The following is a 14,399-nucleotide window of genomic DNA, read 5'->3' as shown; positions in this document are numbered from 1 at the left end:
GACGGCCGGTGCTGATCGGTGAAGTGGCGCAGCGGTCCGGGGTCAGTGCCCGGATGCTGCGCCACTACGAGTCGCTCGGGCTGGTGACGCCGACCGGCCGCAGTCACGCCGGGTATCGGGAGTATGCCGACGAGGACATCCGGCGGATCTTCCACATCGAGAGTCTCCGGTCGCTGGGACTGTCGCTGCGTGACGTCGGGCGGGCGCTGGAGGATCCCGGGTTCACCCCGTCCGGGCTGGTCGAGGACCTGATCCGGCGTACGCGGGAACGCATCGCCCGGGAGACGGAACTGCTCACCCGGCTGCGCCGCATCGGTGACGCGGAACCGTCCGGCTGGCAGGACGTCCTGCAGGTCGTGGCACTGCTGCACGCTCTCGGATCCGACAAACCGGAGGAACGGCAGCGTGCGGCCCTCGCCACCGGCACCGCGCCGGTGGAGGCACTTGTCGAGGCGACGCTCAACGAGACCGACCCGAACGTCGCGGGCGCTCTGCGCTGGGCGCTGGCCCAGTCCGGCGACGCCGGGCCGGAACTGCTCGCCGAAGGCCTGCGCTCACCCCACGCCGACGTGCGGAAACGTTCGGCTCAGGCGCTTGCCGAGATCCCCACCGAGGCGGCGGACGTCCTGTTGCACGAGGCTTTGCAAGACGAGGATCTGGGGGTACGGAGATTCGCCGCCCTGACCCTCGGACCGCGTGGCGTGGCCGACACCATCCCCACCCTGATCGACATGATCGTCGACGAGGTGAACGACGTCGACGCCGCCGACGCGCTGGGTGTGCTGGCGGGAGATCCGCCGCTGGCCGAGCACATCGCCGCCGGGCTGGTCGGCCGGCTCGCCCCCGGTGACGCGTTCGTGCGCCGCCGCGTGACCCAGGCTCTCGCCGACATCCCCGGCGAGACGGCGACGCGTGCCCTGACCGAGCTCTCCCGGGACGAGGACCGTGGTGTGGCGCTGACAGCCGCGTACATCCTGACATTGCGCATCAAAAAGTGACGGAACACCAGCCTCGCGCCGGGCGCAACCTGTCGATCTTGAGCGTTTTACCACCGAAACCGGTGGTAAAACGCTCAAGATCGGCCCGGCCCGGCGCAGCGCGGCGCGGCCCGGCGCAGCCCGGCGCAGCCCGGCGCAGCCCGGCGAGCGTTCAGGGGCGACGGGTGAGGACCTGGGGGCCGGAGGGGGTGATGGCGACCGTGTGTTCGGAGTGGGCCGTCCGGGAACCGTCGGCGGAGCGGATCGTCCAGCCGTCCTTGTCGAACCTGATCTTGTCGGTCGACCGGCAGAACCACGGCTCGATGGCGATCGTGAGACCCGGGTCGAGGCGCATGCCGCGACGGGCCCGGCCGCTGTTGGGGACATGCGGGTCCTCGTGCATGGTGCGCCCGATGCCGTGGCCGCCGAACTCGCCGTTGACCCCGTACCCGTAGGAGCGGGCGACCTCACCGATCGCCGCCGACACGTCGCCGAGACGGCCGCCGGGCTGGGCGGCGGCGATGCCCGCTTCGAGGGCGACCTCGGTGGCCTCGATCAGCTTGAGGTCGGCCGGGTCGGGGATGCCGACGATCACCGACACCGCCGAATCGGCGACCCACCCGTCGATGCCGACCGCCATGTCGATGCTGACCAGGTCACCGTCGCGCAGGACGTAGTCGTGCGGCAGTCCGTGCAGGACGGCGTCGTTGACCGACAGGCAGAGCACGTTGCGGAACGGGCCACGGCCGAACGACGGCGCATAGTCCCAGTAGCACGACTCGGCGCCGCGCTCCTTGATCCGGCGGCGGGCGTGGTGCTCGATGTCCATCAGGTTGACGCCGACCGCGGCGACCTCGCGGAGCTCGGCGAGCAGCTCACCCACGAACTTCCCGGCAACCGCCATCCGGCCGATCTCCTCGGCGGACTTGAGCTCGATCACGACAGCCTCCCTCTCCCTGTGCGGTATTTTTATACCACGCAGTTGGAGCGGCTATCCTGCGGGCATGGTTCGCCAACCGCTCACCGCCGAACAGATCGCCGCGGGCCAGCGTCTCGGGGCCGCACTCCGGGCCGCGCGGGGCACACGCAGCCTGGTCGAGGTGGCCCTGGCGGCCGGGATCTCGCCGGAGACACTCCGCAAGATCGAGACGGGCCGCCTGCCCGCACCGGCGTTCGGCACGGTCGTCTGCCTCAGCCAGGCCCTCGACATCCCGCTCAGCGACCTGGCCGACGTCTGGCTCGCCGGCACGCTGATCAGCCAGGCTTCCTAGCCGCGGTTCGGAATTCGGCCGGGGCTACGGCGTGGCCTCGGCCGAATTCCGAACTCCGAACTCCGAACTCCCGACCTAGCCGCCGAAACGGCGCTCCGGGCTCGGCGTGGCGTCGGCCAGCAGACGGGTGTATTCGTGCTTCGGGTTGAGGATGACCTCGTCGGCGGGCCCGCGTTCGACGATCCGGCCGTGGTACATGACGAGGATGTCGTCGGAGAAGTGCCGGGCCGTGGCCAGGTCGTGGGTGATGTAGAGGACGCCCAGGTCCTCCTCCCGCTGGAGGGTGGCCAGCAGGTTGAGGACACCGAGGCGGATCGAGACGTCGAGCATCGAGACCGGCTCGTCGGCGATCAGGATGCCCGGCGACGGGGCCAGGGCACGGGCGATGGCGACGCGCTGACGCTGGCCGCCGGAGAGTTCGTGCGGGCGTCGGCCGGCCAGTCCGGGGTCGAGGTGGACGCGTTCCAGCAGGTGCCGGACCCGGGCGTCGATGTCGGTGCCGCTCATGGCCGGGTGGTGCAGGCGCAGCGGCCGGGCCAGGTGGTGGGCCACGTCGTGGTGCGGGTTGAGTGAGGCGAACGGATCCTGGAAGACCATCTGGACCAGCCGCCGGTAACGGACGAGCCCGGACCCGCGGCGTGCGACCGGGCTGCCGTCGAGCAGGATCTCGCCGGCGGTCGGGCGTTCCAGCTGGAGCAGCAGCTTGGCGATGGTCGACTTGCCGCTGCCGCTCTGCCCCACGAGGGCGACGGTGCGGCCGTGATCGAGGGTGAACCCGACGTCGTCGACGGCCCGCAGGCGGGTGGACCGCAGCCCGTCCCGCAGCCGGTAGTCCTTGACCAGCCCACGGACCTCGAGCCGGGTCACGACGCGTCCACCGGGGCATCGCCGGAGACAGCGCCGCCAGGGACAACGCCGCCGGGCACAGCGCCGCCAGGGACAACGCCGCCGGAGACAGCGCCGCCGGGAACAGCGCCGCGGACGAACGCGCCGCGGGTGCCGGTGAGGCTGGGGAACGAGGCCAGCAGCTTGCGGGTGTACTGGTGCCGGGGCGTCCGGTAGATCTGCTCGGCGTCGCCGAGTTCGACGATCTCGCCGTGTCGCATGACGGCGATCCGGTCGCTGATCTCCAGCAGCAACGGCAGGTCGTGGGTGATGAGGATGACCGCGAAGCCGAGTTCGTCGCGCAGCCGGCTGATCTCGCGGAGGATGTCGCGCTGCACCACGACGTCGAGGGCGGTGGTCGGCTCATCCATGATCATGATCTGCGGTTCCAGGGCCATGGCCATCGCGATCATCACCCTTTGCCGCATGCCTCCGGAGAGCTCATGGGGATAAGACCTCAGCCTTGTACGGTCGACGCCAACCCGCTCCAGCAGGTCTCCGCAGCGCCGTCGCCGCTCATCGCGGGACATCCGTGGCCGGTGCGTCACGAACACGTCCTCGAACTGGTCACGGATCGAGACCACGGGGTTGAGCGAGTTCATCGCCCCCTGGAAGACCATCGAGATCCGGTCCCACCGCGCGGCCCGAAGCTCCTCCGCACTCAGCTCACCCCAGTCGACGTCGCGGGAGGCGGGGAGAGGAGAAGCAGGAGAAGGGGAGGCGGGAGCAGAGGAAGCGGAAGAAGGGGAGACGAGAGCAGAGGAAGCGGAAGAAGGGGAGGCAGGAGGAGAGGCGGCAGGCGGACGGGAGGCGGAGGAAGGGGAAGCGGCGGAGGGCGAGGCGTCCGGCCGGGCATCGTGGAACAACGCGCGACCGGAAGTGATCACGGCTGGGGGTTTGAGGAGACGGACGATGCCGTACGCCAGGGTGCTCTTGCCGCAGCCGCTCTCGCCGGCCAGGCCGAGGATCTCGCCCCGGCGCAGCGTGAACGAGACGTCCCGGACCGCGTGCACCACCGGGTCTACCAGATAGTCCACGCCGAAGTTCTCGACGGTCAGCACGGGACGGCTCACAGCGTCGCCTCCTTGGCCTTGCGCAGCTGCTCACGCGACATGTTCCAGCCCCGGCGAGCAGCCCGCGTCTGACTGCGCAACCGCGGGTTGATGACCTCGTCGATCGAGAAGTTGATCAGCGCGAGGGCGGCGCCGAAGAGGGCGAGGAGCAGCCCCGGGGGTACGAACCACCACCACGCCCCGAGTCGCAGGGCGAGCCCGTTCTGCGCGTAGTAGAGCATGGTCCCCCAGGTGAACGTGCCACTCGCGCCGAGACCGAGATAGGACAGCCCGGCCTCGCCGAGGATCGCGAAGATGACCGCGAACACCACCTGGGAGGCGAGCAGCGGGACCAGGTTGGGCAGGATCTCGACGAGCAGGATCCGCCACCGCTTCTCCCCCGCGACCCGGCTGGCGAGCACGTAGTCACGGCTGCGCAGGCTGAGCGTGGATCCGCGCAACACCCGCGCCGACCCGGCCCAGCTGGTGATGGCGAGGACGATCGAGACGAGCAGCAGGCTCTTGTCCGGCATGTAGGCCGAGATCACGATGACCACCGGCAGTCCCGGAATGACCAGCATGACGTTGGTGAACAGGGAGAACGCCTCGTCCAGCCAGCCACCGGCGTAGGCGCCGACGATGCCGAAGAACCCGGACAGGATGAGGGTGAGCACGCCGACCACCGCGCCGACGATCAGTGAGCCCCGCGTCGAGTAGGCGAGCTGGGCCAGCACGTCCTGACCGGTCTGTGTGGTGCCGAGCAGGTGGTCAGCGCTGGGCGGGGTCAGCCCGATGTCGTCGACGCGCAGCGGGTCCTGTACGAGGAACGGGCCGATCAGGCCGAACAGGACGATGGGCACGGCGATGGCCAGTCCGGCCGCGAGTTTGCCGGTCACGAGGTGGCCCGGGTACGCGGGTCGATGACCGAGTAGAGCAGGTCGACGAGCAGGTTCGCGCCGAGCACGGACAGCGTGATGATCAGGAAGATGCCCTGCATGAGCGCGTAGTCGTTGCCGCCGACGGCCTGCAGCAGGGCCGACCCGATACCGGGGTAGGAGAAGACGGCCTCGGTGACGATGGACCCGGCGACGACGAAACCCAGCGAGATGGCGAACCCGGACACCGACGGCAGGATCGCATTGCGTGCGGCGTACCGCATCATGATCTTTTTGGGTCTGAGCCCTTTGGCCTCGGCGGTGACCATGTAGTCCTCGGAGAGCGTGGAGACCATCATGTTGCGCATGCCGAGCATCCAGCCGCCGATCGACGAGATGATGATGGTGAGTGCCGGCAGGGTGCCGTAGTAGAGCACCGAGCCGAGGAACGGCCCGTTCCAGCCGGGCGTGACGTTGTAGACGTCGTAGCCGCCGTTGAGCGGGAAGACCGGGTAGATGCTGCCGAGGACGAAGAGCAGGATCAGGGCGAGCCAGAAGTACGGCACCGACTGGAACATCGTGGTGACCGGGATGAGGTTGTCCGTCCACGATCCACGTTTCCAGCCGGCGAGGGTGCCCAGGCCCACGCCGGTCAGGAACGAGATGATCGTGGCCAGGCCGATCAGCCCGATCGTCCAGGGCAGCGTCTGCCCGATGATCGTGCTGACCGGCGCGGGGAAGAACACCAGGGACACGCCCAGGTCGCCGCGGGCCAGTCCGGCCAGGTAATCGGCGTACTGCGACCAGATCGGCCGGCTGGAGTCGGCACCGAGGAGGGCCTCGATGGCCTTGCGGGTCTCGTCGGTCACCGGGCCCTTCTGGCCCATCTTGGACAGCATGATCTCCACGGGGTCGCCCGGCATCATCCGCGGGATCGCGAAGTTGACGGTCAGCGCCGCCCACAGGGCGACCACGTAGAAACCGAGTTTGCGGATCAGATGGCGCACGGTACGGCTACTTGGCGGGCTGCAGGTTGGCCAGGACGATGCCGTTGTCCCAGATCTTCCAGGAGGCGGGCAGCGCGTACTTGTTGTCGTTCGTCGGCCAGCCGGTGGCGCGGCTCGTGTTGAACTCGGTGAGCAGCGAGTTCACGTAGATCGGGATGTACGGCAGGTCCCGCACGATCTCCTTCTGGATGATCGTGTACTGCTCCTTCTGCGCGGCCTCGTCGTTGGTGCCGCCGGCGATCTCGAGCGCGGCGTCGACGGCCGGGTTGCTGTAGCGGGCGAAGTTGCCGCTGGTCTGTGCCGCCTCGCCGACCTTCGCCGTGGTCACGGTGGCGTACTTGGCCTGGTAGGTGTGGTACGGGTTGGAGTTGGCACCGAGGCCGATCGAGTCGAGGGACAGCTGGTAGCGGCCCTGCACCTGGTTGTTGTTCCACTCGTTCCAGGACAGCTGGGTCGGCTTGAGCTCGATGCCGGCCTCCTTGAGCTGCTGGCCCATGGCGTCGTTGAGCGAGATGAAGTCGCTCCACCCGGTGACGGTCTGGATGGTCAGGGACAGCCGCTGGCCGTCCTTGCTGCGGATGCCGTCGCCGCCCTTGACCCAGCCGGCCGCGTCGAGGATCTGGTTGGCCTTCGCCACGTCCGGCGTGCCGGGGATGGTCACCTGGGTGGGGTCGGCGATCCACTTCTTGTCACGCTCGGGCAGCAGCAGCGTCGGCGAGGCGACTCCGGCGTACCCACCGCCGGCCAGTTTGTTGAGCTGGTCGCGGTTGATCGCGTGGTAGATGGCCTGGCGCACGGCGGTGTCGGTCTGCGGGCCGGAGCATCCGTAGGAGGTGCTCGAACACGTGAAGATCGACGCGGTGAGGACCGGCGTGTTCACGTACGACAGGTCCTTGTGGTTCTTCAGCAGCTGGTCCAGGCCGGGCAGGAAGGAGCTCATCCAGTCGACCTGGCCGGCGGTGAGCGCGGCACTCGCGGCGTCGGCGGTGGCCAGCGAGATGTAGCGGACGTTCTGGATCTGCGGTTTGCCCTGCTGCCAGTAGTTCGGGTTCTTCTCCAGGACGTAGCTCTGCGAGGAGAAGGACTTCAGCTTGTACGGCCCGGTGCCGACCGGGTTCGGGTTGATGGTCTTCGCCGGGTCGTCGATATTGCTCCAGACGTGCTCCGGGACGATCGGGGTGTGGCCGATGATCGACGCCTCGTCGGTGAACGACTTGCTGCCGAAGGTGAGGACCGCGGTCTTGTCGTCCTTGGCCACCGACGACTTGAGATCGAGCCCGGTCGCGTTGATCGCCTTGGTACGCCGGATCAGGTCGAAGGTGAACGCCACGTCCTTGGCGCTGAACGGCTGACCGTCGTTCCAGGTGACGCCGTCGCGAGTGGTGACGGTCAGCTCGGTGCCGTCGGCGTTCCACTGGAAGGCGGTGCCCAGCATCGGCGCGGGCGGCGCCTCGGAGGCCACGTTGTACCAGAACAGCGCCTCGTGCATGGTGCCGTTGGTGGGCTGCAGCTGCGTCGGTGAGAACGGATTCCAGTTCTCCACGATCGTGCCGTTCGCGCCGTTGAAGATGGTGATCGAGCTGTTCGCGGCATCCGGCTTGGTCTCGTCGCCGGAGCCGGAGCAGCCGGCAAGCGCGAGCGCCACCACGGCGGCAGCCGCGACGGTCTTCTTCATCGGCGGGTCCTCGTTCCAGGCAGGGATCAACTTCGATGTCGCTCATTATTAAGCGGCTTAAGTTTGCGATGTCAAGCGCGGATTCCCATCGAAGATCATTAGCCTTCAGCCTCTTGACCGGCTTAGTTAAGCCATTTTAGATTCTCGACGACCGTCCCCGACATCTGTCCGCCGCCGTCCCCAGGCGGACAGGGAGGAATCCCCATGAAAGCCAAATGGTGGGGCGGCCTCGCGGCCGTCCTGACCGCCGCCGCAGCGGTCGTCACCCTCGCCCAGCCCGCGCAGGCCGCCGCCGGATTCACCGTCTCCGGCACCCGCATCCTGGACGCCAACGGCAACACGTTCGTGATGCGCGGCGTCAACCACGCCCACACCTGGTACGCGAGCCAGACCAGCAAGTCGCTGGCCGACATCAAGGCCCTCGGCGCCAACACCGTCCGGGTGGTGCTCGCCAGCGGCCAGCGCTGGACCGCGAACTCGGCGTCCGACGTCAGCAACGTGATCACCCAGTGCAAGGCCAACCGGCTGATCTGCGTGCTCGAGGTGCACGACACCACCGGTTACGGCGAGCAGTCCGGCGCCGCCACCCTCGCCCAGGCCGTCGACTACTGGATCTCGGTGAAGAGCGCGCTCACCGGCCAGGAGAACTTCGTCATCCTGAACATCGGCAACGAGCCGTACGGCAACGGCACCGCCTCCACCAGCTGGACCGCCGACACCAAGTCCGCGATCAGCCGGCTGCGGGCCGCCGGGTTCCAGCACCAGATCATGGTCGACGCACCCAACTGGGGTCAGGACTGGCAGTTCATCATGCGTGACAACGCCGCCTCGGTGTTCGCCGCCGACCCCAACCGCAACACCGTCTTCTCGATCCACATGTACGGCGTGTTCGACACCGCCGCGGAGATCAACGACTACCTGGGCCGTTTCCAGACCGCCGGCCTGCCGATCGTGGTCGGCGAGTTCGGGCACAACCACTCCGACGGCAACCCCGACGAGGACACCATCCTGGCCACCAGCCAGCAGCTCGGCATCGGCTACCTCGGCTGGTCCTGGTCCGGTAACGGCGGCGGCGTCGAGTACCTCGACATGGTCACCAACTTCGACCCGGCCCAGCTGACCAGCTGGGGCCAGCGGCTCTTCAACGGCGCCAACGGCATCAAGGCCACCTCGAAGGAGGCCAGCGTCTACGGCGGCACCACGTCGCCGTCGCCCAGCGGTTCGTCGTCGCCGTCCCCGTCGAACCCACCGTCGCCGTCGACCTCGCCCAGCAACCCGCCGGCCGGTGGCTGCACCGCCGCCTACACCGTCACCAACGACTGGACCAGCGGCTTCCAGGGCAACGTCACGGTCAAGGCGGGCAGCAGCGCGATCAACAGCTGGACCGTCACGTGGACGTGGCCCAACGGGCAGCGCTTCACCAACACGTGGAACGCGACCGTCACCACCTCCGGTGAGACGGTGACCGCCCGCAACGCCGCCTACAACGGCAAGCTCGCGGCCGGCGCCGAGACCAGCTGGGGCTTCACCGCCTCCCGCGGCGCAACGAACAGCAAACCGGCTGTGACCTGCGCCGCAGCCTGAGCGTGAAACAGCGCCGCGGGGCCACCCCCGCGGCGCTTTCTCTCAGCCTGACCACGCCACGCCCGAACGAGGGGAATCGCCTCGACTAGGAGCCCTCGTGCGTATCGGTGATGTCAGTGTCGGCAAGCGTCTCGCCGTCTCCTACTGTGCCCTGACCGCCCTCATCGTCACCTCCGCCGGAGCCGGCTGGTGGGGCCTGCGCCAGCAGGCAGCGGCCGAACGGGAACTCGCCGTCCTGGAGCAACTCCGCGACGACATCCAGGACGCCAAGTACAACGCCGCCGACGTGACCGGCTGGCAGGGCCTGTGGATCTCCGACGTCGCGGCGTACGGGTACGCCTACGCCACCGGCGCCGACGGCTACAACCGGCAGGGTGAAATCAAGTCGAAGAAGGCCCTCTACGAGGGGCTGGAGGCGACGAACACCGCCGGCATGACCGCCGAGGAACGGGCTGGGTTCGACGACCTCGCGCCGGCCTGGGACGAGTTCTTCACCTGGGACGAGAAGCTGGACGAGTGGCTGTCCGCCGACAACCGGGCGGCGCTCGCCAAGACGATGGACAGCGTCAACGGCGGTGAGGCGTCGGCGGCGTACGGCAAGGTCCTGGACATCACCGCGGCGCTGGACGAGTCCGTCAACGCCCGGGTCGAGGCGCTGCGGGCCGAGGTCGACCAGGTCCGGACCACGGCACTGACCATGCTCGGCGTGACGCTGGCACTGGCCGTCCTGGTCGCGGTCCTGATGGGCGTCTGGGTCACCCGGTCCGTGGTCGGCCCGCTGGCCACCGTCGTCGCGGCGTTGCGGCGCCTGGCCGACCGCGACCTGACCGTCAGCGTCGACCTGAAGCGCGGCGACGAGCTGGGCCGCCTCGGCGACGCCGTCAACGAGACCGCCGCCTCACTGCGGGCCACCGTCTCGGCGATCGCCGGGCACGCCGGCGCCGTCGCCAGCGCGTCGCACGAGCTGTCGGCCGTCTCCGAGCAGATCGCCGACGCCAGCACCGAGATGGACTCGCAGGCCGCGACCGTCGCCGACTCGGCCGGTCACGTCTCCGGCAACGTGCAGACCCTCCAGGCCGGCAGCGCCGAGATGACCCAGGCGATCGACGAGATCGCCCGCAACGCCGGTGCGGCGGCCCGGGTCGCCGGCGAGGCCGTCACCGTGGTCGAGCAGACCAACCAGACCGTCGGCAAGCTCGGCGACTCGTCGATCGAGATCGGCAACGTGGTCGCCATGATCACCAAGATCGCCGAACAGACCAACCTGCTCGCCCTGAACGCCACGATCGAGGCCGCCCGCGCCGGCGAGCTCGGCAAGGGGTTCGCCGTGGTGGCCGGCGAGGTCAAGGAGCTGTCCCAGGAGACCGCACGGGCCACCGACGAGATCTCCCGGCTGGTCAAGGCGATCCAGACGGACTCGCACGAGGCGGTCGGCGCGATCAGCCAGATCGGTGACGTGGTCGCCCGGATCAGCGACTTCCAGACCCTGATCGCCGCGGCCGTCGAGGAGCAGACCGCCACCACCAGCGAGATGAGCCGCAACGTGACCGAGGTGGCCGACAGCAGCGCCGACATCGCGGTCAACATCGCCGGGGTGGCCGGGGCGGTCGGCGCCACCACGACGATCGCCACCAAGGCCCGGGAGAACGCCGGAACCCTCAGCCGCACCAGCAACGAGCTGCGTGAACTGGTCTCCGGATTCACCCTCTGACCGGGGTCGTCGCCCGCTCGACACGGTTACGGCCGTTCGTCTTCGCCGTGTAGAGCGCCACGTCGGCCTCGTGGATCAACTCGACGGCGGAGCGGCGGCCGTCCGCCACCGCCACGCCGGCGCTGAAGGTCACCGTCAGCGGGGGCCCGGCACCGGCCGGGATCGGGGCGGCCGCGACGGTACGGCGCAGGTCGTCGACCCGGGCGGCGGCCTCGTCACCGGAGACACCGTGCAGGAGCAGCGCGAACTCCTCACCGCCGTAGCGGGCGGCCACGTCACCGGGTGCCAGGTAGCGGACCAGGTGACCGGCCACCCGCGTCAGCACGTCGTCGCCGGTGTTGTGGCCGTACCCATCGTTGATCCTCTTGAAGTGGTCGATGTCGATCAGGGCGATGGCGAAGCCGGCGCCGGCCCGCAGCGCGGTGGTCAGCTCGCCCATCAGGTGCCGCCGGTTGAAGAGCCCGGTGAGGTAGTCGCGGGCGGCCTGGTCGGCGAGGCTCGCGCGCAGCGCCTCGATCGTGGCGAGCTGGGTGCGCAGCTGCTCGTTGGCGCGTTCGGCCTGTTCGCGCTGCCGGTTCTGCTCGGTGACGTCACGGGCCACCATGATCGCTCCGGCGGTCTTCCCGCGCCCGTCGCGCAGCGGGCTGACCCGCACGTCGAAGTCGATGCCGGAACCGTGGACGTCGCGGAGCAGGTGCCTGCCCTCGGCGCCGGGCGACAGGCCGGTGATCCGCTCGGGGAGCCGCACCCGGCCGTCCTCCTCGGTGGCCAGGCCGAGGCGCAGCAGGAACCGGTTGGCGGCCGGGTTGGTGAAGACCAGGCGCTGGCCGGGGTCGAGCACGATGACGGCGTCGTCCATGTTCCGGATCACCTCCTGGTGGGCGACCGGGGCGAGCGCCGGCATCGACTGGCGGGCCACCAGCCAGTAGATGACGGGGGCGGTCATTGCGAAGCCGACCGCGGTGAGATCGATGATCCGGCCGCCGGCGAGGATGCCCGCCATGTTGATCACGCCACTGGGCAGGCTGGTCAGGACCACCAGCAGATAGCCCCGGTAGCGGCCGGTCTCCCGGATGTAGACGCGGATGACGATGAAGGCCGAATAGCCGATCAGCACGTACGAATAGAGGGTGTGCACCCAGAACAGCGGTCCGAACACGGCGGCGAGCGCACCGTCGATGACGGTCGGTTTGAGCCGCTGGATGAACTGGTGGTGCCACGGATTGGTGGCCAGCGCCAGCAGGCACAGGACCGGCTCGATCGCCAGGAGGACCGTCGCGCGCCGGCTGATGGTCCAGAACCGGTCGGTCAGCGCCCGCGCGGTCGCCCACCAACCCGCCACCAGCAGGCAGACGCCGAGGTAGGGCACCGACAGACCGATCATCATCAGTGTGTGGTCGCGCAGGAACAGCGGCGCCGTGGAGGCGGCCGACCACCAGGCGGCCCCGGCCGCGACGAGGGCGATCGACCCGAAGCCGGGCGCCTCGGCCCGGCGCCGCCACGCGATCGCGAACACCGTGCCGGCGACGGCTGCCGCCGCGGCGAAGAGTGCCGTCAGCGCCAGAACCACCATCACCGCACCTTCCGCAGAGCCCAGACGCCTGATCGGCCGGCCGGGCCCGCACGTTAGGGATTCACTCCTCGCCGGAGAACCGCTCCCACGCCGACTGCCGGGTGATGGCCAGCGCGGCCCCGATCCGCGCCCATGTCACCCGCCGCTCGCGCAGGATGGTGACCAGCCGCTGCAGGCTCGCCTCGGTCTGCACGCCGACGGCGGCGATCCGGGGCAGCACCTCGAGGATCTGCTCGTCGGTCATCGACTCCTCCCACACCGGCAGCGGCGTGGACGGCTCGTCCGGAGCGCGCTGCTGCTCGATGCCGAGCACGTCGTTGCAGAGGCCGACGCACTCGTTGCAGATGTAGACCCCCGGCCCGGCGATCAGCTTCTCGACCGCCTCGGCCGGCTTGGCGCAGAACGAACAGTTGAGTCCGACGTCGGTCATCACGCCTCCCCGGAGTTGTCAGGCACACCCTGACGGCGTCAGGCTACACCTGACGAGCGGGTGCGGGGAAGCACAGCGGGGCCGACACCGAAGAGGAGCACACCGGCGACGACGGTGACGGTCATCGCGGTGAGTGCGGTGCCGGCCAGTTCGCCGGACGGCAGGTCGTTGAAGGCGAGCAGCCCGAAGACGACCGAGGAGGTGCCGCGCGGTCCGACGGCCGCCAGGGCCAGGCGCTCCCCGCGGCTCAGGCTCGTGCCGACGGTGGCGGCCAGCACCGGCAGGAACCGGACCACGGTCAGCACGGCCAGGCAGAACACCACCACCGGCCCGGTCACTCCGTCACGCAGCGTCAAGACGACGGCGTTGCCGAGGTAGAGCCACATGCCGATGGTGAGCAACGCGGTCAGGTCCTCCAGCAGCTGGAGGTCGTGCTCGATGTGCACGGCCTTCAGGTTGCGTCGCGGAACGATCTCCCGCAGGTAGCGGAAGGTGATGCCGCAGACGAACGACGCCACGAACCCGTTGCCGCCCACGGCGACCGTCGCGGCGTAGGTGAGCAGCGGCGCCACCACCACGGCGATACGCCGGGACTGGCCGGTCATCCACTCGGCGTGCTCGGCCAGGTTCATCAGGGAGGCGACCGTGCCACCGATCAGCAGACCGGAGACGATCGCGATGGCGGCGCTGGGCAGGGCCGCGCCGAGCGCTTCGAGCGGGGTGTCCGCGGCGGCCGACGTGCCCGCCAGGATCAGGGCGAACGCGAACACCGGCGAGACGAGACCGTCGTTGTAGCCGCTCTCGACACTGAGCACACCCCGCACCCGGGCCGGCAGGAAACCGCCGGCCAGCAGCGATTCGGCCGGCGCCAGATCGATCGGCACCAGCATGCAGGCGATCAGCAGCAGGGCCGGCCAGGTCAGGGCGCCGGGCAGCAGCACCGCGCCGAGCAGGAACGCCGCGGCGACACTCAACGGCAGAGCGACGAGCAGCAGGCGTACGGCCAGAGCCGGCTCGTCCCCGAGGAGGCGCCCTCCGCCGATCTTGCCGGCGTCGACGAACAGCAGCACGGCCAGGATCACCTCGGCACCGTGCTGGGCGACGGTCGAGTCGAGCGTCTCGACCACGGTGTTGCCGGGCACCAGACCGGTCACGATCCCGGCCAGCACCATCACGAACGGCAGCCGCACATGCGCGCGGCGCAGACGCCCGGCGAGCAGCGCCCACGCTCCGGTGATCGCCGCGAGCACGACCAGACTGAGAATCATCGCTGCGGCCCCGCGACCGACCGTACCCAGGCCGGGTCCTGATGGTCCTCGCAATCGCCGAAACGGCCGCCGGCCGGGGGAACACCGGGAA

13 protein-coding genes are annotated in these 14,399 nt (G+C 69.5%); 4 read left to right on the top strand and 9 right to left on the bottom strand.

Going from position 1 to position 14,399, the window contains the following annotated elements:
• Window positions 1-8: 8 nt before the first annotated feature.
• A complete protein-coding gene (locus tag ACFO0C_RS16975; protein WP_378067599.1) occupies window positions 9-998 on the top strand; it encodes a HEAT repeat domain-containing protein in 990 nt (329 codons plus the stop codon).
• 151 nt (window positions 999-1,149) lie between these two features.
• On the opposite strand, the gene map is transcribed toward ACFO0C_RS16975, so the two are convergent.
• Window positions 1,150-1,917 (bottom strand): type I methionyl aminopeptidase, encoded by a 768-nt coding sequence (gene map, locus ACFO0C_RS16970; RefSeq protein ID WP_378067598.1) that lies wholly within the window; start codon window positions 1,915-1,917, stop codon window positions 1,150-1,152.
• 64 nt (window positions 1,918-1,981) lie between these two features.
• On the opposite strand from map, the gene ACFO0C_RS16965 reads away from it, so the two are divergent.
• Window positions 1,982-2,248 carry a helix-turn-helix domain-containing protein gene (locus tag ACFO0C_RS16965; protein WP_378067597.1) on the top strand — a complete coding sequence of 89 codons (267 nt, stop codon included), beginning with the start codon at window positions 1,982-1,984 and terminating at the stop codon, window positions 2,246-2,248.
• Between the two features lie 75 nt (window positions 2,249-2,323).
• Here the strand turns inward: ACFO0C_RS16965 and ACFO0C_RS16960 are convergent, their stop codons facing one another.
• Genes ACFO0C_RS16960 through ACFO0C_RS16940 form a run of 5 tightly spaced genes read right to left on the bottom strand, consistent with a single transcriptional unit; the run spans window position 2,324 to window position 7,742 of the window.
• The gene (locus tag ACFO0C_RS16960; protein WP_378067596.1) at window positions 2,324-3,115 is read right to left on the bottom strand and encodes an ABC transporter ATP-binding protein; all 792 of its coding nucleotides are present in this window, start codon (window positions 3,113-3,115) and stop codon (window positions 2,324-2,326) included.
• Window positions 3,112-4,206 (bottom strand): ABC transporter ATP-binding protein, encoded by a 1,095-nt coding sequence (locus ACFO0C_RS16955; RefSeq protein WP_378067595.1) that lies wholly within the window; start codon window positions 4,204-4,206, stop codon window positions 3,112-3,114. Before ACFO0C_RS16955 ends, ACFO0C_RS16960 begins: the two co-directional genes overlap by 4 nt.
• The gene (locus ACFO0C_RS16950; RefSeq protein ID WP_378067594.1) at window positions 4,203-5,081 is read right to left on the bottom strand and encodes an ABC transporter permease; all 879 of its coding nucleotides are present in this window, start codon (window positions 5,079-5,081) and stop codon (window positions 4,203-4,205) included. The genes ACFO0C_RS16955 and ACFO0C_RS16950 overlap by 4 nt, the downstream gene beginning before the upstream one ends.
• Complete coding sequence (locus ACFO0C_RS16945) at window positions 5,078-6,067, bottom strand: ABC transporter permease (protein WP_378067593.1); 990 nt, start codon at window positions 6,065-6,067, stop codon at window positions 5,078-5,080. The genes ACFO0C_RS16950 and ACFO0C_RS16945 overlap by 4 nt, the downstream gene beginning before the upstream one ends.
• A gap of 7 nt (window positions 6,068-6,074) precedes the next feature.
• Entirely contained in the window at window positions 6,075-7,742 is a 1,668-nt protein-coding gene (locus ACFO0C_RS16940) for an ABC transporter substrate-binding protein (RefSeq protein WP_378067592.1), read from the bottom strand.
• A 204-nt stretch (window positions 7,743-7,946) separates the two neighbouring features.
• Between ACFO0C_RS16940 and ACFO0C_RS16935 the strand changes: the two genes are divergently transcribed.
• Both ACFO0C_RS16935 and ACFO0C_RS16930 read left to right on the top strand, forming a co-directional pair.
• A complete protein-coding gene (locus ACFO0C_RS16935; RefSeq protein WP_378067591.1) occupies window positions 7,947-9,326 on the top strand; it encodes a cellulase family glycosylhydrolase in 1,380 nt (459 codons plus the stop codon).
• Window positions 9,327-9,423: 97 nt separating this feature from the next.
• Window positions 9,424-11,037, top strand: coding sequence for a methyl-accepting chemotaxis protein (locus ACFO0C_RS16930; protein WP_378067590.1), 1,614 nt, complete (start codon window positions 9,424-9,426; stop codon window positions 11,035-11,037).
• Here the strand turns inward: ACFO0C_RS16930 and ACFO0C_RS16925 are convergent.
• From ACFO0C_RS16925 to ACFO0C_RS16915, 3 genes are all read right to left on the bottom strand, one after another.
• The gene (locus ACFO0C_RS16925) at window positions 11,027-12,610 is read right to left on the bottom strand and encodes a GGDEF domain-containing protein (protein WP_378067589.1); all 1,584 of its coding nucleotides are present in this window, start codon (window positions 12,608-12,610) and stop codon (window positions 11,027-11,029) included. The genes ACFO0C_RS16930 and ACFO0C_RS16925 overlap by 11 nt on opposite strands.
• Window positions 12,611-12,671: 61 nt before the next feature.
• The gene (locus ACFO0C_RS16920) at window positions 12,672-13,040 is read right to left on the bottom strand and encodes a ClpX C4-type zinc finger protein (RefSeq protein ID WP_378067588.1); all 369 of its coding nucleotides are present in this window, start codon (window positions 13,038-13,040) and stop codon (window positions 12,672-12,674) included.
• 38 nt (window positions 13,041-13,078) lie between these two features.
• Entirely contained in the window at window positions 13,079-14,308 is a 1,230-nt protein-coding gene (locus ACFO0C_RS16915) for a cation:proton antiporter domain-containing protein (protein WP_378067587.1), read from the bottom strand.
• Window positions 14,309-14,399 lie beyond the last annotated feature (91 nt).

It is taken from the genome of Actinoplanes subglobosus (assembly GCF_042650585.1).
GTDB classification, from domain to species: domain Bacteria; phylum Actinomycetota; class Actinomycetes; order Mycobacteriales; family Micromonosporaceae; genus Actinoplanes; species Actinoplanes subglobosus.
The sequence above is the reverse complement of the archived record's forward strand: the minus strand, read 5'-3'. Positions and strand labels throughout refer to the sequence as shown.

Bases quoted from the DNA above. Each gene is read 5' to 3' on its own strand.
- ACFO0C_RS16965 (WP_378067597.1), top strand. From the start codon at position 1,982: ATGGTTCGCCAACCGCTCACCGCCGAACAGATCGCCGCGGGCCAGCGT.
- ACFO0C_RS16940 (WP_378067592.1), bottom strand. From the start codon at position 7,742: ATGAAGAAGACCGTCGCGGCTGCCGCCGTGGTGGCGCTCGCGCTTGCC.
- ACFO0C_RS16935 (WP_378067591.1), top strand. From the start codon at position 7,947: ATGAAAGCCAAATGGTGGGGCGGCCTCGCGGCCGTCCTGACCGCCGCC.
- ACFO0C_RS16925 (WP_378067589.1), bottom strand. From the start codon at position 12,610: ATGGTGGTTCTGGCGCTGACGGCACTCTTCGCCGCGGCGGCAGCCGTC.
- ACFO0C_RS16920 (WP_378067588.1), bottom strand. From the start codon at position 13,040: ATGACCGACGTCGGACTCAACTGTTCGTTCTGCGCCAAGCCGGCCGAG.
- ACFO0C_RS16915 (WP_378067587.1), bottom strand. From the start codon at position 14,308: ATGATTCTCAGTCTGGTCGTGCTCGCGGCGATCACCGGAGCGTGGGCG.